At 39.0% G+C, this 19075-nt stretch carries 17 protein-coding genes; 16 read left to right on the top strand and 1 reads right to left on the bottom strand.

The genetic code is table 11. The features are described 5' to 3' along the window. Positions 1 to 10: 10 nt before the first annotated feature. From folD to LQ50_RS13855, 14 genes are all read left to right on the top strand, one after another. Positions 11 to 856: a bifunctional methylenetetrahydrofolate dehydrogenase/methenyltetrahydrofolate cyclohydrolase FolD gene (folD, locus tag LQ50_RS13920; protein ID WP_034630427.1), complete on the top strand. Its 846-nt coding sequence runs from the start codon at positions 11 to 13 to the stop codon at positions 854 to 856. A gap of 9 nt (positions 857 to 865) precedes the next feature. Next, on the top strand, positions 866 to 2215 hold the full coding sequence (xseA, locus tag LQ50_RS13915; protein WP_034630424.1) for an exodeoxyribonuclease VII large subunit: 1350 nt from the start codon (positions 866 to 868) through the stop codon (positions 2213 to 2215). 12 nt (positions 2216 to 2227) lie between these two features. Beyond that, positions 2228 to 2461, top strand: a complete 234-nt coding sequence (locus LQ50_RS13910; protein WP_034630422.1) for an exodeoxyribonuclease VII small subunit — start codon at positions 2228 to 2230, stop codon at positions 2459 to 2461. Positions 2462 to 2463: 2 nt separating this feature from the next. Then, positions 2464 to 3354 carry a polyprenyl synthetase family protein gene (locus tag LQ50_RS13905; protein ID WP_034630420.1) on the top strand — a complete coding sequence of 297 codons (891 nt, stop codon included), beginning with the start codon at positions 2464 to 2466 and terminating at the stop codon, positions 3352 to 3354. Positions 3355 to 4045: 691 nt separating this feature from the next. Then, a complete protein-coding gene (locus LQ50_RS13900; RefSeq protein WP_034630417.1) occupies positions 4046 to 4654 on the top strand; it encodes a hypothetical protein in 609 nt (202 codons plus the stop codon). Between the two features lie 10 nt (positions 4655 to 4664). Continuing rightward, positions 4665 to 6554, top strand: a complete 1890-nt coding sequence (gene dxs / locus LQ50_RS13895) for a 1-deoxy-D-xylulose-5-phosphate synthase (protein ID WP_034630415.1) — start codon at positions 4665 to 4667, stop codon at positions 6552 to 6554. A 6-nt stretch (positions 6555 to 6560) separates the two neighbouring features. Then, positions 6561 to 7388: a TlyA family RNA methyltransferase gene (locus LQ50_RS13890; protein ID WP_034630413.1), complete on the top strand. Its 828-nt coding sequence runs from the start codon at positions 6561 to 6563 to the stop codon at positions 7386 to 7388. Positions 7389 to 7571: 183 nt separating this feature from the next. Then, on the top strand, positions 7572 to 8021 hold the full coding sequence (gene ahrC / locus LQ50_RS13885) for a transcriptional regulator AhrC/ArgR (RefSeq protein WP_034630410.1): 450 nt from the start codon (positions 7572 to 7574) through the stop codon (positions 8019 to 8021). A 12-nt stretch (positions 8022 to 8033) separates the two neighbouring features. Then, the gene (gene recN / locus LQ50_RS13880) at positions 8034 to 9758 is read left to right on the top strand and encodes a DNA repair protein RecN (RefSeq protein WP_034630406.1); all 1725 of its coding nucleotides are present in this window, start codon (positions 8034 to 8036) and stop codon (positions 9756 to 9758) included. A gap of 124 nt (positions 9759 to 9882) precedes the next feature. After that, positions 9883 to 11172: a SpoIVB peptidase gene (spoIVB, locus tag LQ50_RS13875; protein WP_034630404.1), complete on the top strand. Its 1290-nt coding sequence runs from the start codon at positions 9883 to 9885 to the stop codon at positions 11170 to 11172. Positions 11173 to 11415: 243 nt separating this feature from the next. Continuing rightward, the gene (gene spo0A / locus LQ50_RS13870; protein WP_034630401.1) at positions 11416 to 12216 is read left to right on the top strand and encodes a sporulation transcription factor Spo0A; all 801 of its coding nucleotides are present in this window, start codon (positions 11416 to 11418) and stop codon (positions 12214 to 12216) included. A 443-nt stretch (positions 12217 to 12659) separates the two neighbouring features. Continuing rightward, on the top strand, positions 12660 to 13784 hold the full coding sequence (steA, locus tag LQ50_RS13865) for a putative cytokinetic ring protein SteA (protein WP_052144766.1): 1125 nt from the start codon (positions 12660 to 12662) through the stop codon (positions 13782 to 13784). Further along, entirely contained in the window at positions 13777 to 14448 is a 672-nt protein-coding gene (locus LQ50_RS13860) for a glycosyltransferase family 2 protein (protein ID WP_034630399.1), read from the top strand. The genes steA and LQ50_RS13860 overlap by 8 nt, the downstream gene beginning before the upstream one ends. Next, entirely contained in the window at positions 14445 to 15251 is an 807-nt protein-coding gene (locus tag LQ50_RS13855) for a hypothetical protein (protein ID WP_034630397.1), read from the top strand. Before LQ50_RS13860 ends, LQ50_RS13855 begins: the two co-directional genes overlap by 4 nt. Before the next feature lie 32 nt (positions 15252 to 15283). Here the strand turns inward: LQ50_RS13855 and LQ50_RS13850 are convergent, their stop codons facing one another. Continuing rightward, positions 15284 to 15520 (bottom strand): DUF2627 domain-containing protein, encoded by a 237-nt coding sequence (locus LQ50_RS13850; protein ID WP_034630396.1) that lies wholly within the window; start codon positions 15518 to 15520, stop codon positions 15284 to 15286. A 158-nt stretch (positions 15521 to 15678) separates the two neighbouring features. Between LQ50_RS13850 and LQ50_RS13845 the strand changes: the two genes are divergently transcribed. Further along, positions 15679 to 17730, top strand: coding sequence for a sigma-54 interaction domain-containing protein (locus LQ50_RS13845; protein ID WP_034630394.1), 2052 nt, complete (start codon positions 15679 to 15681; stop codon positions 17728 to 17730). Positions 17731 to 17910: 180 nt separating this feature from the next. After that, entirely contained in the window at positions 17911 to 19005 is a 1095-nt protein-coding gene (bcd, locus tag LQ50_RS13840; RefSeq protein ID WP_034630392.1) for a branched-chain amino acid dehydrogenase, read from the top strand. The last annotated feature ends 70 nt before the right edge of the window (positions 19006 to 19075 follow it).

The following is a 19075-nucleotide window of genomic DNA, read 5'->3' as shown; positions in this document are numbered from 1 at the left end:
GGAATAGGTCATGACAGCATTATTATTAAATGGTAAAGATTTAGCAGCTAAAAAGAGAGAACAATTAAAAAGAGATGTGGAAGAATTAGCTACTCAACAAATTGTGCCAGGATTGGCTGTTATTTTAGTAGGGGAAGATCCGGCATCACAAACATATGTTAGAGCAAAGCAAAAAGCGTGTGAACAAGCAGGAATTCATTCGGTTTTAATCGAAAAACCAAATACCATTACTGAAGAAGAATTATTAAGAGAGATTGACCGCCTTAACGAGGATCCTACTATCGATGGTATATTAGTTCAGCTTCCGATTCCTGATCATATCTCAGAACAAGCTGTTATTGAAAGAATTGCCCCTAATAAAGATGTTGATGGGTTCCATCCGATCAATATTGGCAAAATGATGACGGGTGAAGATACGTTTTTGCCATGTACGCCTTTTGGTGTGGTCGAAATGTTAAAAGAAGCAAATATTGACCTTGTAGGTAAGCATGTCGTTGTTGTTGGAAGAAGCAATATTGTTGGTAAACCAGTTGGACAACTTCTATTAAATGAACATGCGACCGTTACATACACTCATTCCAAAACAAAAAACCTACGTGAAATGACAAATCTTGCAGATATTTTAATTGTTGCTATTGGAAAACCAGAATTTATTTCAGCTGAAGACGTGAAAGACGGTGCAGTGGTCGTTGATGTCGGAATTAACCGCGTGGACGGCAAGCTTGTTGGAGATGTTGAGTTTAATGGTGTAAAAGAAAAAGCATCTTATATTACCCCTGTTCCAGGCGGAGTAGGACCGATGACGATTACAATGTTGCTTGAAAATACAGTTCTTTCAGCAAGAAAGCGTCCATAGAGGTTTAGCATGGCGACTAAGAATGTTTTAACGATTTCTGAAGTGACCCGATACATAAAATCACTCATGGAAGAAGATGTGATGCTTCAAAGTGTTTGGATAAGAGGAGAACTTTCTAACGTGAAAATGCATAGTCGTGGTCATTTGTATTTTACCGTGAAAGATGATAAATCAAGAATGCAAGCCGTTATGTTTGCCGGTCATAATCGTTATTTGAAATTTAAACCTGAAAATGGGATGAAGGTACTGCTTCGTGGTGAAGTAAATGTGTACGAGCCGTATGGACAGTACCAATTTTACGCAAAAGAAATGCAGCCAGATGGAGTTGGCAGTCTGTACCTAGCTTATGAAAAATTAAAGGCTCAGCTTGAGGAGGAAGGGTTATTTGCAAATGAGCGCAAGAAGGCGATTCCCCAATTCCCTTCTAGAGTTGCGGTCATCACTTCTCCGACTGGAGCAGCTATTCGAGACATCGTCATAACCTTAAAAAGACGTTACCCAATTGCTCAAATCACATTGCTTCCAGTGCTAGTTCAAGGGGAACAAGCTCCTGGCTCCATTACACGTGCCATTGAACAAGCTGACCTAGCTGGTTGCTTTGATTGCTTAATTGTTGGGCGTGGTGGAGGCTCTATTGAAGAATTATGGGCGTTTAATGATGAAGGTGTAGCCAGGGCTATTTCACAAGCTACTGTTCCAATCATTTCAGCAGTTGGTCATGAAACGGATTTTACGATTAGTGACTTTGTTGCGGATCTACGTGCCCCTACGCCAACTGGCGCTGCGGAACTGGCGGTACCGGATCATCAAGAAGTGAGAAGATCGCTAAATATGTTAAAGAAAAGATTAAAAAAGCTGATGATCGATCAATTAACGTCTGAGTCGGCTAAATTAGAACGATACAAACGGTCATATGCATTCCGATATCCTGAGCAGTTAATTAGACAAAAAGAGCAGCAACTTGATGGGTATATGGACAGATTAAGACGAAGTGCCTCTACCACGATAACAGAACCGGCCAAGCTATTGAAGCATTTAGACAAGACATTAACGATGCTTCATCCACAAGTGAAAGTTCAACAAGCAAACGAGAAAAGAAATCAACTACAAGCAGCACTTGTTAAGGCGATGAAAGAACAAATGAAAAGCAAAAGAATTCCTTTTGAAAAAGCAATTGGAGAATTAAACCTTCTTAGCCCTTTACGATTAATGGATCGTGGGTACAGCTTAGTGTATGATCAAAAAAACAATACATTGATAAAGTCGACACAACAAGTTGAAGTAGGAAGCAAGTTGGATATTCGTTTAAAAGATGGAAAAGTCCATTGTGTAGTGGAAGAAGCTGAACGAATGGAATAGGAGGAGAGTTGGATGGCAGAAAAAACGGAACTAAGTTTTGAAGAAGCAATGAAAGAGCTAGAACAAGTTGTCGAACAATTGGAGCAAGGAGACGTACCATTAGAAAAAGCCATTTCCATGTTTCAAGAAGGGATGGCTTTATCGAAGCAATGTCACGAGAAATTAGAAAAAGTTGAAAAACAAATGGATCAAATCCTACATGAAGATGGGGAGTTGGAGCTGTTAAATTTTCAGGAGGATGAATAATTGTGAATCAAGAGCTTACTTCTTTTTTAAACGAAATAAAAGAGCAAGTAGAGGTGCGCTTGCCGCAACATCTTGAGCGATTATCCGTACCTGAAAAATTAGTTCAAGCAATGACGTATTCTTTAGAGGCAGGGGGAAAAAGAATAAGGCCTGCCTTATTGTTAGCAACGATTCAAAGTTTCGAACAGCCAATAGAATCCGGTTTAGATGTCGCGTGTGCCATTGAAATGATCCATACGTATTCTTTGATTCATGATGACTTACCAGCAATGGATGACGATGATATAAGAAGGGGAAAGCCTACGAACCATAAAATATTCGGTGAAGCACTTGCAATTTTAGCAGGGGATGCGCTTCTTACATATAGCTTTGAATTAATTGCGCAAATGAACAATGATCATGTGTCTGCACAGCAAAAGTTGCTTTTGATTCAAGAGATTGCTAAAGCTGCCGGACCTGAAGGAATGGTGGGCGGACAAGTAGCTGATATTGAAGGAGAAAACAGGTCCCTGTCATTAGAAGAGCTTCTGTACATCCACCATCATAAAACCGGCGATCTTTTAATAGCGTCTGTTGTGGCGGGAGCAATTATTGCGGGTGCTACATCAGAGGATATTGCTAATTTGCGCATGTTTGCCAAGGAGCTCGGGTTAATGTTTCAAATTAAAGATGACATTTTAGATGTAGAAGGTGATCAAGACTTAATTGGAAAGCCTATTGGCAGCGATGATGGCAATAACAAAAGCACGTATCCTAATCTTTTAGGTCTAGACGGGGCGAAAAAAATGTTAAATGAGCATATGGATCAAGCAAAAGAATACTTATATAGAGTGAACATGAATCATCAATTACTTTTGACATTAACAAACTATGTGGCAGAGCGTGACCATTAATTCAAAGCATTTCCATTGAGCTCATGGATAGCTCATGCTATAATAGCGTGACATGTGAGTGGTGCAGTATTCTAGTCAGTTCTCCATTCTTGAAGGCGGGGCTAAAAATCCGCCAAAGGGCACATCGATGAAGCTCCTTGTTTGGGCTTGAGGCGCCCAGCCTTGGGTCTTGACTGGGAGAAAAGGTAGTAGGGCGATCCGCAAAGGCATGTGGGCGTTGACCCTCCTACTGTGGAGGCCTTTTGCTCGGTCCATACACGAGTATGGTACCAGGGCAAAGGGTATGAACCTGTAACGGCAAGCTAGGGAGCTTGTCTGCAGCGTAGCCTGCCTTGAGTGGAGGTAGAGGGGATTATGGAAATGAGGTCAAAATGTGTCGGCCAACAGGTTTTGACTTTTACCCATATGAAATCTACTCTGCAAAAGAGGATAAAAGAATGGCAAGGAATTGCTGAGGAAATCTCCTAGACTGTTCAGTTGACATTTAAAGAGGATTGCAGTGTAGACTAAGTGGTAATCCAGTCTGGCGCTTGGTGACAACGTCAAGTTCAGTATAAAGGGAAACCGCCACTGCGGCGACGCAGTGGAGCTGAATTGGGAAATCCTACTGGACCTAAGCTACAGAGTTTACTCTTTAAATGACCACTCCTAACATATACATAGGAAAATAAAAGGTGATCGATAGATAATTATGAAACCTCTTCAGAAATCAATACATTGGAGCTTGGGAATCGCCGTTATCACACTTGTGCTAGCGGCTATTTTTTCAGTTATTTCCACCTTTATTTTAAGTGGAGTAACATGGGCTATTGGTATGGTGATTGTTTTTATTATTGTGTTTTTAGGTGTGTTCTTTGATACAATAGGTGTAGCCGCAACTGCAGCAGATGAGAAGCCATTTCATGCGATGGCATCAGAGCGTTTACATGGAGCCAAACATGCTGTTTTAATTACAAGAAATGCTGATAAATTTGCAAATTTCTGTAATGATGTGATTGGAGATATTTCTGGTATTATTAGTGGTACGGCATCTGCATATGTTGTTTTGCAATTGTCAATTCAACTAGGCTATGGTGATACATCCATTCAACAATTTGCAATATCTATTTTATTTACAAGTGTTGTTGCTGCTTTAACAGTCGGTGGAAAAGCAGTCGGCAAAACGTTGGCGATTCATTACGCAACTCCAATTATCTATCAAGTCGGTAGATTATTATATTTATTAGAGGTAAAACTGAAGATAAAAGTATTTTCAGGAAATGGTAAAACAAAGAAAAAAGAAAAACTGACTCGAAAGTGAGGGTTCCTTTATGAAACTAGAGGAATTTAAAGACCCAAACGACCTAAAGAACTATTCAAAAAAGGATCTAGAAGATCTTGCTGAGGATATTAGACAGTTTTTAATTGGGAAATTGTCTGTTACTGGTGGACATCTAGGACCTAATTTAGGTGTAGTTGAACTAACACTTGCTCTACACCATTTGTTTGATAGCCCAAAAGATAAATTCATTTGGGATGTTGGACATCAAGCGTATGTGCACAAAATTCTTACAGGGCGTGCCGATCAATTCGATAAGTTACGTCAATATAAGGGTCTTTGTGGATTTCCAAAGCGTAACGAAAGTGAGCATGATGTATGGGAGACAGGACATAGTTCTACTTCATTATCTGCTGCAATGGGAATGGCTACAGCAAGGGACTTATTAGGAACGGATGACAATGTTGTAGCGATCATAGGTGATGGCGCTTTAACAGGTGGAATGGCTCTTGAAGCATTAAATCATATTGGTCATGAGCAAACAGATTTAATTGTCATTTTAAATGATAATGAAATGTCGATTGCTCCCAATGTAGGTGCTCTTCATAATGTATTAGGAAGACTACGTACAGCAGGTAAGTACCATAAGGCAAAAGAAGAGCTTGAACAATTAATCAAAAAAATTCCAGCTTTCGGTGGGAAATTAGCATCAACTGCTGAACGAGTGAAAGATAGCCTGAAATATTTATTAGTTTCAGGGATTTTCTTTGAAGAGTTAGGCTTCACTTATTTAGGACCCGTAGATGGACATGACCTTGATGATTTGGCGGAGAATTTAAAATATGCTAAGAAAACGAAGGGGCCGGTTCTGGTACATGTACTGACGAAAAAGGGAAAAGGATATGAACCGGCTGAAAACGACGCAAAAGGGACATGGCACGGCCTTGGACCATATAAAATCGAATCTGGGGAAGTGGTAAAGAAACCAGGACCTCCTAGTTACAGTGGTGTGTTTGCAGAAACACTTAAAAAAATTGCACGTGAGGATAAGCGAATTGTTGCTCTAACAGCAGCAATGCCTGGAGGGACAAAGCTCGACGTGTTTGCTAAAGAGTTCCCAGAGCGAATGTTTGATGTAGGTATAGCAGAGCAGCATGCGACAACAATGGCAGGTGGTTTAGCAACACAAGGAATGAAGCCGGTGTTTGCGGTCTATTCTACTTTCTTACAGCGTGGATATGACCAAGTCGTTCATGACATCTGTAGACAGAACTTAAATGTTGTTTTTGCGATTGACCGTGCAGGTCTTGTTGGTGCAGACGGTGAAACACATCAAGGGGTATTTGACATTGCTTTCCTTCGTCATTTGCCAAACATGAAAATCTTAATGCCGAAAGATGAAAATGAACTTCAGCATATGATTTATACAGCTACAAAGTATGATGATGGTCCAATTGCTGTACGTTACCCTAGAGGGAATGGTTACGGAATAAAAATGGACGAAGAGTTAAAGCAGTTACCGATTGGTAAATGGGAAACGTTACAAGAAGGAACCGATGCCTGTATTATTACGTTCGGAACGATGATACCAGTTGCAGAACAAGCATTAGCGCAACTTACAAAACAAGGACTTTCGGTAAAGCTTGTGAATGCTAATTCGGCTAAGCCTCTTGATGAGGAACTGTTACACGAAATTGCGCAAAAGGACATTCCGGTACTTACATTAGAGGAAGCGGCTCTTCAAGGGAGTTTCGGAAGTGCTGTATTGGAATTTTTCCATGACAATGGTTATCATAACGTTGAGATAAAGCGGATGGGAATTCCAGATGAATTTATCGAACATGGCAGCGTATCAGAACTTTTAGCAGAAATTGGACTTACTGCGGCCAATGTAGCTGATCAAATGATGACAATGCTACCGAAAAAAAAGCAAAGGGCGTAACGAACTGTGAATAAGAAAGAACGAATAGACGTTTTGCTCGTCGAACGTGGCTTAGTAGAAACAAGAGAAAAGGCGAAGCGCTCTATTATGGCAGGGCTTGTGTTCTCGGGTACCGAGAGAGTGGATAAGCCCGGTGTGAAAGTGGACCGGGATCTGCCTCTAGAATTGAAAGGCAACCCACTTCCTTATGTGAGCCGTGGAGGATTAAAATTAGAAAAAGCGATTGAGCTCTTTCAACTGACTTTACAAGATAAAATTGTATTGGATATTGGAGCATCAACAGGAGGATTTACAGATTGCTCGTTGCAAAATGGAGCTAAGGCTGTGTATGCCCTTGATGTTGGATACAATCAGTTGGCGTGGAAGCTACGACAAGACGAGCGAGTCACAGTGATGGAACGAACGAACTTTCGTTATGTGAAACCAGAGGATTTAACAGAAGGATTGCCGCAGTTTGCCACCATTGATGTTTCATTTATTTCTTTAAAGCTAATTTTACCTGTTCTAAAAACGGTTCTTGTTCCGAGTGGAGATGTTGTGGCACTAGTAAAGCCTCAATTTGAAGCTGGGCGAGATCAAGTTGGCAAAAAAGGCATTGTCCGTGAGAAGAAAGTTCATGAAGATGTACTTAAACGTATGACAGAGTTTGCTTCGAGTGAGGGGTATCATGTCTCTGGCTTAAGTTATTCACCGATCAAAGGTGGAGAAGGAAACATTGAGTTTTTAATGCATTTACACTTTAAAGGTGACCAAGGCTCAATCAGTGATTTCATTTCGATTTCAGACGTTGTTGCAACGGCACATGACGAATTAAAGACGAAACAAGAAGAATAAATAGATGAAAAGTCTCGATCAAGAATTTGATCGAGGCATTTTTTTCTATAATTATTCATGAAAATGTATGAAAAGGTCATTTTTTCATCGGTTTTAAAAGAATTTATTGCAGTAAATGTTGTATTGCAGTGCGATTACGTAGATAATGAACATATGAAACATGGAAGAAATAGGTGAGAAAAGATGAATAAAGGACAAAGGCATATAAAGATAAGAGATATTATTGCCAATAATGAAATTGAAACGCAAGATGATTTAGTTGAGCAGTTACGTAAAGAAGGGTATAACGTAACTCAAGCAACGGTGTCTAGGGATATTAAGGAACTTCATCTTGTGAAAGTGCCTATGCTTGATGGCCGATATAAGTATAGTTTGCCAGCAGACCAACGATTTAATCCACTACAAAAGCTTAAACGTGCGTTAATGGATAGCTTTGTAAACATAGACCGATCAGACAATCTAATTGTTATGAAAACATTGCCGGGAAATGCCAACTCAATAGGTGCTTTAATTGATAATTTAGATTGGGCCGAAGTGATGGGGACTATTTGTGGCGACGACACCATTCTAATTATTTGTAAACATAAAGAAGAAGGGCCAGCCATAACGCAACGATTTTTAGATATGTTATAAGGGTGTGACAGCATGTTAATTGAATTATCAATCCAACATTTTGCCATTATTGACGAATTGACCGTGCAATTTGAAAAAGGATTAACGGTACTCACGGGAGAGACCGGAGCAGGAAAGTCGATTATTATAGATGCGATAGGTCTTCTTCTGGGAGGTCGTGGGTCTGCTGAGTACGTGAGACACGGGGAGAAGCGAGCAGAAATTGAAGGCTTGTTTATTGTAGATGATGACCACCCAATTATCAAGAAAGCAATGGATTTTGGAATAGACGCTCAAGATTCGATGTTTATATTAAGAAGAAACATTACCTCGCAAGGAAAAAGCATTTGCAGAGTAAATGGCAAATTGGTTACCCTTGCGATATTACGTGAGATTGGACAGGCCTTAGTCGATATTCATGGACAGCATGAGCATCAAGCGCTCATGCAGCCAGAAGAACATATTTCTATGTTAGATGGTTATGCCTCAAGAGCATTGACAGATACATTTAAAGAGTATCAAACAATATTTAATCGGGCGCAACAGCTACAAAAGCAAGTGATATCTCTTAGCAAAAATGAACAGGAGTTAGCACAGAAAACGGATTTATTTCAGTATCAGCTCGAAGAAATTGAACAAGCTAAATTGGCTCCTGAAGAAGATGTTCACTTAATGAATGAAAGGCATAAGCTAGCCCATAGCGAAAAATTGTTTTCACTATTGCAAGACAGCTATTTAAGTTTGTATGGGGAAGGAAAAGGCCTTGATTACATTAACAATGCTGTATCACATTTAGAAGAAGCCGTTTCGATTGATCAAGAGTTGAAAGACTTATTTGAATCTGTAAGTAATAGCTATTATCTATTAGAAGAAGCAGCGTTCGCCTTGCGAGATCGATTAGAACAAATTGAGTTTGATCCAAATCGTCTAGAATTTATTGAAGGACGATTACATGATATACAACGGTTGAAGCGGAAATACGGCGAGACAGTTGATGATATCTTGGTGTATGCTTCGAAAGTTGAAGAAGAGTTAGATTCGATTATTAATAAAGATGATCGAATATCGAAGCTTCAAAATGAGTTAGATGGATTGTGGCAAGATTTATATATAGAAGCAAAGGCACTAACATCTATTCGAAAAGAAGCTGCTTGTGAGCTGACAGAAGCGATCCATGAGCAATTGCGTTCCTTATATATGGAAAAAACAATATTCGATGTTCGGGTTCTTGAAAGAGCGCCAGGAAAGCAAGCGCCAACAATTAATGGAAAAGCCATTCCTTTTAGTCATGATGGCATTGACACGGTGGAGTTTTATTTGTCCACCAATCCTGGAGAGCTAATGAAGCCACTCTCAAAAGTGGCATCCGGTGGGGAAATTTCACGAATAATGCTCGCGATTAAGTCGATCTTTTCAAATCAGCAAGGTGTTACATCCGTCATTTTTGATGAGGTCGATACAGGTGTTAGTGGTCGAGTTGCTCAAGCTATTGCTGAGAAAATTCATGCGATTGCCATTGGATCACAAGTGTTGTGTATTACTCATTTGCCCCAAGTAGCTGCGATGGCTGATTCGCATCTGTATATCCAAAAGCATGAACAAAATGATCGTGTAAAAACATCTGTAAAATCTCTATCAACAGAGGAAAAAATAAGTGAAATTGCCCGCATGATATCTGGAGTTGAAGTAACGGAATTAACAAGAGAGCATGCAAAAGAGTTGTTAGAACTTGCTGAATCCCTAAAGCAACCTGTTTGAAAAGCTAGCCAAAAAAGGATAGCTTTTTTCTTTTTGTTCCAGTTATAAATGTTGTTCTCTAAGGCAACATTAATAGTACATCCAGTAACGGAGGTGTGGGCAAGGAGCTAGGAGAGTGAAGTGAGTGAGAGGCGATGCAGTAAGAAAAACATTAGGTATACTTGTTTTGCTATTAGTCGTAAGTTTAGGTTTTTCTGATGGGGTACGTGAATGGGTAAAAGTTCCCACAGCTATGACTGTATTTGAAGGGGATATGTCTCCTGTTGTAGATGCAACCAAGTCACTAAAAGCTGTAACTGCAACTGCTGCGCCATCAGCACTTACTTTTCAAATGAGTGGGGCCAGTGAAAATGACATAACAGATAATGTATCATTAGAAGTCGCAGGCTTTCCCGTGAAAAGTATTGATGTTAATGTGCTTCCAAAAACGGAAGTTATTCCGGGGGGGCAATCCATCGGTGTAAAACTGAATACCGAAGGAGTGTTAGTTGTAGGTCATCATTTAATTGAAACCGAAGATGGCAATATATCTCCTGGTGAATTAGCTGGTATTGAAGTGGGAGACATGATTACGAAAATTGATGATCATGAAATACAGCGTATGAGTCAAGTTGGTGAATTTATTCAAGAAGCTGGAGATGACAAAAGAAAGCTTACACTTGAAATTAAACGAGACCAACAAACGTTTGAAAAGGAATTAACACCAATCAAGGCAAAAGGTGAGCATTCTTATCGTATGGGTCTTTATATTAGAGATTCAGCTGCAGGGGTAGGAACGTTAACATTTTATGACCCAGAAACAAAAAAATACGGGGCATTGGGTCATGTTATTTCTGATGTAGATACCCAAAAACCAATTGTTGTACATGACGGTCAAATCATTCGGTCCTCAGTTACTTCTATTGAAAAAGGGAGCAATGGCGACCCAGGTGAAAAACTGGCAAGCTTATCTAATCAACGTGATGTATTAGGTACAATTGAAAAAAATAGTTCCTTTGGGATATTTGGAACATTAAAAGAAGCAAATTTAAAGAATGATATCCTCGATAAAAAAATGCCGATTGCTCATTCTACTCACGTAAAGGAAGGGCCGGCAAAAATATTAACCGTCGTTGAGGGGGAAGAAGTAGAGGAATATGATATTGAAATTGTAAGTTCCGTTCCCCAAAAACAACCAGCGACAAAAGGGATGGTTATTAAAGTAACTGATCCAAAATTATTAGAAGCAACAGGTGGAATTGTACAAGGAATGAGCGGAAGTCCGATTATACAAGATGGAAAAATTATTGGTGCGGTAACTCATGTCTTTGTTAATGATCCAACAAGTGGATATGGATGCCACATTAGTTGGATGCTAGAAGAAGCAGGAGTAACTGATCATTTTTCAAATACACAGGGAGCCAAAGCGAGTTAATTCGTTTTGGCTTCTTTTCATTTTGTATTTTTGTGATATGATTAAGGTATAAAGAAAATTCGACAAAAGTAATGAGTGTTTTTTTTGTCAATGTTCGAATAAGGTCGAATAACGTAGTATGTTGAAGAAAAGCTTAGGAAATGTAAAAAAAACTAAATAAATTAAAAAAAATTAAAGGGAAATAAAATCCCTTGTCGAAATTCTTAAAGTATGAGAGAAAAAAGGAACAGAGGAGGCTTTATTGTGCAAAAAGTAAAAGTGTGTATTGCGGATGATAATCGTGAGTTAGTCAATCTACTCAATGAATACATATCAGCTCAGAATGACTTAGAAGTAGTAGGAACAGCGTATAATGGTCAGGAATGTTTAAGTTTAATCGAAGAACTAGAGCCGGATGTGTTAATTTTAGATATTATTATGCCACATTTAGATGGGCTAGCCGTACTTGAGCGCCTGAATAAGTTAAATTTGAAGAAAAAGCCAAATATTATTATGTTAACAGCTTTTGATCAAGAAGATGTCACGAAAAAAGCTGTTGATTTAGGTGCTTCTTATTACGTACTTAAGCCATTTGACATGGAAGTGTTAATTTCAAATATTCGAGAAATTAGCGGACAGACAAGGTCATTTGTTCAACAAGCTCCAACGAACTCATTTATCTCAAATGCATCTCAGCCTGAACAACATGGATTTAACCTAGACGCGAGCATTACTAGTATTATCCATGAAATTGGTGTGCCGGCACATATCAAAGGTTATATGTATTTACGCGAAGCCATCACGATGGTTTATAATGATATTGAACTGCTAGGTTCTATCACAAAAGTATTGTATCCAGATATTGCTAAGAAGTTCAATACAACTTCTAGTCGTGTAGAACGAGCTATTCGTCATGCAATTGAAGTGGCATGGAGTCGTGGAAATATCGATTCAATCTCAAGTTTGTTTGGTTACACGGTTAGTCATTCCAAAGCAAAACCAACAAACAGTGAATTCATTGCTATGGTAGCAGATAAGTTAAGGATTGAACATAAAGTTTCTTGAAAGGGTCATAATCAAGATTCAGATAAAGATTAAAAAGTAACTTAGGGATGTCCCTCAGGTCAAACAGGCCTTTAGGGACATCCTTTTTTGTTTTGTAAAAATATCATAAACAGAAAAATAAAGAGGGTTTTCACTATCTGTATAGTAGTAAATAGTATGAGAGGGGTGAAATCGGTTGGATGGTGGTAAAAGTCTAGCGATTTTGACTGTAGCAGTTGCTTTAGTTATAAAGTTACTTTTGGCATCAATGCTATTTTATTGGTGGAAGAATGAAAAGAAGAAAGGTCGATTTTAGCATTTCCAGCATTTTACGGAAGTGCTTTTATTGATTTTAAGTCAATTTTGTTTTCTTCTAATTTGTATTTAGGGAAATCTAGTCCTTTATAAATAAAATCGAAAAAATTGCTCATATTATGACCAAACGGTGTAAAGAGGGTTATCATATGATGAATCTGATTAAAGGACCAATCTATGAACACAAACAAACAAAAAAGCTGCTTCATTATTTGCCAAAACGAAGCATTGTTTTTTTATGGCATGAAGACCTTGACGGAGTAGCAGTGGATGGGCTAATCGAAGCTCAAGTGAAGGCGGTTATAAATGCGAGAACATCGATGACTGGCCACTATGCGCAGCATCATGTAAGGCGATTGCTTCATGCAGGGATTCCCGTGTTTGATATAATCTCTTCCTGTAAGAGCGAGACCATCTATCAAGGAGAAGAAGCAATCATTTTTCAAGATGAGCTTTATGTTGATTATCAGTCAGAACCGATTTTCGTAGCTAGTATGAGTTTATATACTGAAGAAATGATTAATAAAAAGGCCATACAAGCACGTAGCAATTATTCTAGCCAATTTGATAAATTTGTCCATAATACATTAACCTATGCCGAAAAAGAATGTGATTGGTTTAAACAATTCCCTATTATACCAGCTTCTCTAAAAGCGATTGATCAAAAAGAAGTCTTCATTGTAGCGAGAAATACAAAATATGAAAAAGATATTAAAGTTGTTCGTCATGCGATGATGAAAAAAGGAGCTGTCATTATCGCAGTGGATGGTGCGGCTGATGGACTATTAAAACAAAAAATTGTACCTGATTTTATCATTGGAGATATGGATTCGGTAAGTGAAAAAGCAATTACTTGTGGAGCGCAATTAATATGCCACGAGCATCCAAATGGTACTTCCCCTGGCAGAGACCGTTTAAATAAAATGGGAATACTTGTTGATACGATTCGCTTCGTTGGCACAAGTGAAGACGTAGCCATTACTGCTTCTTACTGGTCTGGAGCTAATCATCTTTATTTAATAGGCTGCAGAATGGGAATGACAGAGTTTCTAGAAAAAGGTCGTGCGGGGATGGGGTCCACTTGGTTATGCCGTATTCAAGCAGGAGAAAAGATAACGGATTTAAAGGGAATTCATCAGTTGACTAACTTATCTGTTTTTCCGTTGTGGCAAAGAAAGAACAGAGTGAAACCTTCGTTAATCGAAACCATTCAACAACTCATCACTGACCGGGTAGGGATATGGAAGAAGAAGGAGGTTCTTCGTCATGATTGATACGTCATTTGTTATTGCTGCTTACAATGAAGAGGAAACCATTGAAAAGACGCTGCTAGCTTTAAAAATGAACGAGAGGTATAAACGCTCAGAGATTATTGTCGTTAACGATGGAAGCAAGGATCAAACGAAAGTTGTAGCAGAAAAGCATGCTGACCAAGTTATTTCCTATTCAATAAACAAAGGGAAAGGGCATGCGATGCTTCTTGGCTGGCAAAGAGCAAAAGGGGAGTATATTGTTTGTTTAGATGCAGATCTTGAAGAATCAGCTAGTGAAGCATTTGCTCTTATTGAACCAATCAGGCAAACGCGTGCAGATATGACTATTTCTATTATTAATCCTGGCAAGAAGTCTGGAATGGGTGTAGTGAAACGAAGAGTCCAAGCAATTGTTTATGAGAAAACAGGGGTGAAATTAGAAGCGCCGTTATCAGGCCAAAGGGCATTTCATAGAAAATGGCTCTCGGTTTTATTGACAAAGTCTTATAATGGGTTCGGAATCGAAACGCAAATGACCATCGATTTATTAAAAGCTGGTGCTTCGTGTTTAGAGATTCCAACGACAATGAAGCACCGTGAAATGGGACGAGATATAAAAGGGTTTTATCATCGTTTAAAGCAATGGATTGATATTGAAAAACAACTAAGAGGAGTACAATCATGATCGTCTTTTTCCTGTCAATGCCTATCATTGCTTTTTTAAGTATGATCTCATTTCAAAGAATGGATCTAGGTGTGTTGAACTACGAAGGGAAGTTTGTTCCATATAGTTTAGGGGTTGTTATTATTTATAGTTATAGTTACTTATTTGCCCTTACTCCTGGAATAGAATCGTTCTCTGTGGCTTCGTTTGTTTTCGTCTTTTTGATTTGGTTACTTGGACTTGTGGACGATGTGTTTGGTAAGTCATATCCAAAAGGACTGAAAGGACATGTTTTGTATGCGTTGCAAAGAAAACGAATCACAACGGGCTTGTTAAAGGCTATTGGAACGATCGTTGTTGCTATGATTTTTTTGTGGATGACGCCTATATATTCGTATGTTTCTGTAGTAATGGCTCTTGGTTTGCTTATCGGTTTTCCACATGTCATGAATTTGTTTGATACTCGTCCATTGCGAGTGTGGAAAGGAACGATTTGTTTTGTTTTAGTGGTCCTGCTTGTGAATCCACTTCCGTCTTTTATTTATATTGTTATGGTTCTTACTGTGTTTTATGTTTGGTATGTGCTAGAAGGGTATAGAAAGGCAATGCTTGGGGATAACGGGGCGACCCTAATAGGAGCGATTTTAGCAGTTGTTGCAATCTATCATTTGCAAGTAGGAGTTCAACTAGTTGTTCTTGTTGTCCTCAGTTTCTGTATTCTGATTGCAGAGAAATACTCATTTTCAACGATCATTGAACAATCACCGCTTCTGCGTATGATTGATCAAGTTGGAATTATGAATAAACATCAAAGAGGGCACTGAAAAGAAAATTCTTTTAGTGTCCTCTAAGTGATTTATTTTTTTTGAAACCTTGGTGCTATTTTCCCGTTTTTACGATCACGATAAAAAATAAATCCACCAATAAAACTTAAACCTGCAAAGAACAAGAGTAGTCCGATGAAAAACTGTAAAGAAAGGTTCGGAAATGGACTATTTATGATTTGAAAAATAGTATCTCGCATCAACTTAATTCCGTACCCTGCAATAACCCCTGGTATAACTAATATCATTAAGGCGATAAAACGTCCCATCAACCATTCCTCTTTCATTATAAGCTATAGTTATATTTTAACGAAAATTCATCAATGTGTACACGTTAGAGGTTGCATTTTTGTGTCATTTGCGTAATAGTAAAAGAAGAATATTAATAGTAGAAGTTAAGACCAAGTCATAAAAAGGGGGAGTATCGGTGAAACGAGCGGTTATTATCGGTGCTGGTCAAGGTGGAACAGCCCTGTTTCGAATGCTCATGAATATGGAACACATTCAAGTGATGGCTGTGTACGATATTCATTCATCTGCCCCAGGTATCGTCGAGGCAGAGAAGTATGGTGTGAAGATAGGATCGAACTGGAGAGAAATTCGAAATGCTCAAGTTGATTTTATATTTGAATCAACAGGGAATCCTGAGGTTCTTACGGAACTGAGAAAAACGATTTCGCCTCAGACGATGATCGTTCCCTCTCAATTAGCCAGACTATTCTACTCATTAATGAAAGAGAAGGATCAATTGATTGTCCGTTTGAATGAGCAAATGTCCATTCAAGAAACGATTTTGAATTCGACACATGACGGGATGATCGCAATTAATTCAAATGAACAGATCTTAATCTTTAATGAGGCTGCTGAGCGAATTTCAGGTATACAAGCTCAATCAGCAATCGGGCGTCCTCTTTTTGAAGTAATGAAATCGAGTGGGTTACCTAGAGTCATGAAAACACAACAAGCTGAACATAACCGTAAGCAGCAACTACAAAATGGAACGAGCGTCATCACAACAAGAGTTCCAATGATTGAAGAAGGTCGCTGTATTGGTGCGTTAGCAGTGTTTAAAGATATAACAGATATTGTAGCCATGACAGATCAAGTAACGGATTTAAGAAATATTCAAACAATGCTTGAAGCGATAATTCAATCATCAGATGATGCCATTTCTGTTGTCGATGAGAATGGTATTGGATTAATGATTAATCCTGCATATACGAGGTTAACGGGCTTGCAACCAGAAGAGGTGATTGGCCATCCTGCAACAGCTGATATCTCTGAAGGGGAAAGCATGCATTTACAAGTGCTTGAAACGGGGAAAGCTGTAAGAGGGGTATCTTTGAAGGTAGGGCCAATGAAAAAAGATGTGATTGTCAATGTAGCCCCTATTATTGTCGATGGACAAAAGCGAGGCAGTGTAGGAGTCATCCATGATGTTTCTGAATTAAATTTTTTGCATGGGCAACTTGAACAAGCCAAAAAACGAATTCAAACTCTAGAAGCTAAATATTCGTTTGATGAAATTATAGGGACTTCTGAGGAGATGAGAGTGGCCATTGAACAAGCCAAACTCGCAGCTTCAACTCCTGCTACAATCTTACTTAGAGGGGAATCAGGTACGGGGAAAGAATTATTTGCGCACGCGATACATAGTGAGAGTCAACGGAAGCATCATTCATTTGTCCGTGTTAATTGTGCTGCACTATCAGAGCAATTGCTTGAGAGTGAACTGTTTGGATACGAAGAAGGTGCTTTTTCAGGGGCAAAACGTGGAGGAAAAAGAGGGTTATTTGAAGAAGCGGATCATGGAAGCATCTTTTTAGATGAACTTGGAGAACTGTCTAGCATGATGCAGGCCAAATTATTGCGTGTTCTTCAAGAACAAGAAATTATTAGGGTCGGAGGAACGAAACCGATTTCGATTAACGTAAGGGTTATTGCTGCTACAAACGTGAATTTGGAAAAGGCAATAGCAGAAGGCCGCTTTCGAGAAGATCTTTATTATAGGTTGAATAAATTTCCGATTTCAATTCCACCTTTACGTGAAAGAATGAATGATTTGGAATTATTAGCGATGCATCTTTTGAGAAAGTTAAATAAAGATTATGGAAGATATGTTCAGTCGATCTCTCGTGAAGCAGTTGATTATTTAAGTGACTATAATTGGCCGGGGAATGTAAGGGAACTAGAAAATGTATTAGCTCGGACGATGATTTATATGGAACCAGCCAGCCGCCGAGTTGATATACAACATCTTCCTCCTCTTTTCTCAGAAGGGAAAATAAAATCTTACATCCCAAAACGGCCAACCTGGGAGAAGGAAGGAACTTTGCAGGAACAACTAAATACATATGAAAAATCACTTATTATAAATACGTTAGAACGTTATCAAGGAAATAGAACAAAAGCGGCCAAGTCATTGGGGATCTCTATCCGCTCCCTCTATTATAAAATGGAGAAATATCATATTGCATAAATGTGCATGCAAAAACTTGCACATTAATGAAAAAACTTGCACGGTTTATTTTGGATTGTGAGCGTTTTGTGAAGACTAGATAAGGGATGGAGAAAAATACTTTTTATGGCATGGTTTTTGCAATAGATAGGGTAAGGAGTCATCAAAGCAAGGTGACGTATTTAAGGAGGCTACAACATCATGGAATTATTCTCTTATATGGAAAACTACGACTATGAACAAGTCGTTGTATGTCAAGACAAATTATCTGGATTAAAAGCTATTATTGCCATTCATGATACTACACTTGGTCCTGCACTAGGTGGAACGAGAATGTGGATGTATGAAACAGAAGCTGATGCATTTGAGGACGCGCTGCGTTTAGCAAAAGGCATGACATATAAAAACGCGGCAGCTGGTTTAAATCTTGGCGGAGGGAAAACCGTTATTATTGGAGACCCTAGAAAAGATAAAAACGAAGAAATGTTTCGTGCATTCGGCCGCTATATTCAAGGCTTAAACGGCCGCTATATTACGGCCGAAGATGTCGGGACAACTGTACAGGATATGGATACAATCTATGAGGAAACGGATTATGTAACAGGAATCTCTCCTGCCTTTGGATCTTCGGGAAATCCGTCCCCTGTAACGGCGTACGGAGTGTACGTTGGGATGAAGGCTGCTGCTAAGGAGGCATTTGGTACGGATGATTTAGCAGGGAAAACTATCGCTGTACAAGGGGTTGGAAATGTTGCCTATAATTTATGTAAACATCTTCACGAAGAAGGTGCTTCATTAATTGTAACAGACATTAACAAAGAATCCGTTCAACGAGCAGTAGCTGATTTTAACGCAAAAGCCGTGGATGTAAATGAAATTTATAGTGTCGATTGTGATATCTTTGCCCCATGTGCACTTGGTGCTATTATTAACGATCAGACCATACCGCAATTAAAAGCAAAGGTGATTGCAGGTGCAGCCAATAATCAACTAAAAGAAGAACGTCATGGTAGTCTCATTCACGAAATGGGTATTGTCTATGCACCAGACTATGTCATCAATGCAGGTGGCGTTATTAATGTGGCAGATGAATTAAATGGCTACAACAGTGAACGAGCATTAAAGAAAGTAGAAGGAATCTACCAAAACATTGAGAAAGTATTTGATATATCCAAACGTGATCAAATTCCAACGTTCAAAGCAGCTGACCGTATGGCTGAAGAACGAATTGAACGAATGCGTAGATCAAGAAGACAATTCCTACAAAACGGTCAACACATCCTATCACGCCGTTAGAGAATTGTTCTAAAAAGGCCGATCTTGCCTTTTTAGAACAATTCGAAGCGATGAGCGGAGCCGCCGTAAA

The organism is Halalkalibacter okhensis, assembly GCF_000787375.1.
Lineage (GTDB): Bacteria > Bacillota > Bacilli > Bacillales > Bacillaceae_D > Halalkalibacter > Halalkalibacter okhensis.
This window is presented reverse-complemented; position numbering and strand designations above follow the sequence as displayed.

Coding starts and splice junctions, on each gene's coding strand:
- folD (WP_034630427.1), top strand. CDS start 11: ATGACAGCATTATTATTAAATGGTAAAGATTTAGCAGCTAAAAAGAGA.
- xseA (WP_034630424.1), top strand. CDS start 866: ATGGCGACTAAGAATGTTTTAACGATTTCTGAAGTGACCCGATACATA.
- LQ50_RS13910 (WP_034630422.1), top strand. CDS start 2,228: ATGGCAGAAAAAACGGAACTAAGTTTTGAAGAAGCAATGAAAGAGCTA.
- LQ50_RS13900 (WP_034630417.1), top strand. CDS start 4,046: ATGAAACCTCTTCAGAAATCAATACATTGGAGCTTGGGAATCGCCGTT.
- dxs (WP_034630415.1), top strand. CDS start 4,665: ATGAAACTAGAGGAATTTAAAGACCCAAACGACCTAAAGAACTATTCA.
- ahrC (WP_034630410.1), top strand. CDS start 7,572: ATGAATAAAGGACAAAGGCATATAAAGATAAGAGATATTATTGCCAAT.
- recN (WP_034630406.1), top strand. CDS start 8,034: ATGTTAATTGAATTATCAATCCAACATTTTGCCATTATTGACGAATTG.
- steA (WP_052144766.1), top strand. CDS start 12,660: ATGATGAATCTGATTAAAGGACCAATCTATGAACACAAACAAACAAAA.
- LQ50_RS13860 (WP_034630399.1), top strand. CDS start 13,777: ATGATTGATACGTCATTTGTTATTGCTGCTTACAATGAAGAGGAAACC.
- LQ50_RS13855 (WP_034630397.1), top strand. CDS start 14,445: ATGATCGTCTTTTTCCTGTCAATGCCTATCATTGCTTTTTTAAGTATG.
- LQ50_RS13850 (WP_034630396.1), bottom strand. CDS start 15,520: ATGGGACGTTTTATCGCCTTAATGATATTAGTTATACCAGGGGTTATT.
- bcd (WP_034630392.1), top strand. CDS start 17,911: ATGGAATTATTCTCTTATATGGAAAACTACGACTATGAACAAGTCGTT.